This window comes from Dolichospermum circinale AWQC131C (assembly GCF_000426905.1).
Lineage (GTDB): Bacteria > Cyanobacteriota > Cyanobacteriia > Cyanobacteriales > Nostocaceae > Dolichospermum > Dolichospermum circinale.
The window spans coordinates 19678-20827 of record NZ_KE384637.1; the positions used below are offsets into that span (position 1 = coordinate 19678).

Here is a 1150-nt window from a genome sequence, read left to right on the forward strand (position 1 = left end):
CCAACCTTTGTCTGATTTGACTAAATTAACTGAAGTTGACCTTACGAAAAATCCACTTACCTCTAAACAATGTCCCCTGAAATCAGAGTCTATTTGTAAGTTTTAGTCGGATTATATTTTGGTGCGTTATGGACTTACTAACGCACCCTCAAAATACTCAATTTCACTGAATCTTACCAGACTAAAAATGTCAATTTGGACAAAAATCCTATTCTACTAAATCATGTTTGATCGCAAATCTAACCAATTCAGCACGATTACTAGTTTCTGTTTTTCTCAATAAACTACTCACATATTTCTCCACCGTACGCGGACTTAAATGTAAATGATTACCAATTTCCACATTAGAAAAACCATGGGTTAAAAGGTCTAAAACCTCCTTTTCCCTCACAGTTAACGGTGTCAATACTTGAGATATCTGAACCTGAGTAGATACAGAAATATGACCGTTTTCTGCCTTTGTATAAGTTAAATTACGGTTATTATCTTGGTAAATAAAACGACATTCCGATTGGATAATTTGCGATCGCTCTAATAAATTGCGAATAGCAGCGGCTAATTCTTCCAATTCAAAAGGCTTAGGCAGATACAAATCACAACCAGATTGATACCCCAAAATTCGTTCTTGGATTTTAGTTCTCGCTGTTAATAAAATTACAGGTAATAAGCGAAACGCGGATAATTGACGAACACGACGCACCAACTCATAACCATTCATTAGTGGCATCATAATATCTGTCACTAGCAAATCAGGATGATACTTTTCCAGCGTATTCAAAGCATCAATACCATTATCAGCAGTAATTACATGATAACCGGATAGATCAAGATAATCACTAATGGCTAAACGAGTACCTATGTCGTCATCTGCGATTAGAATAGTCAAGGGCATGGACAGTACACCCCTATAATTTTTTTAACTGAGTAATGTGCCACCATGAGAAATATCAATAGACACAGGCAAGAATAGTTATCTTATTCTTCATACTATGACAAAAATACCTGTTAATGTCCCCTTGGTCAAGAATTTATAAAGAAAATCTTAAATTTTTAGAAATGCTTGACAAAACTGGACGTAATTGAAAAGACCTCAACAAGAATTAGTCGAAGACCTAATGGCAATTATCCACTGCTTTTCTTGTCGATTGTA

1 protein-coding gene is annotated in these 1150 nt (G+C 35.2%); it reads right to left on the reverse strand.

Annotation, left to right across the window (positions count from 1 at the left end):
• Positions 1-208: 208 nt before the first annotated feature.
• On the reverse strand, positions 209-892 hold the full coding sequence (locus tag ACIR131C_RS0117775) for a response regulator transcription factor (protein WP_028091283.1): 684 nt from the start codon (positions 890-892) through the stop codon (positions 209-211).
• Positions 893-1150 lie beyond the last annotated feature (258 nt).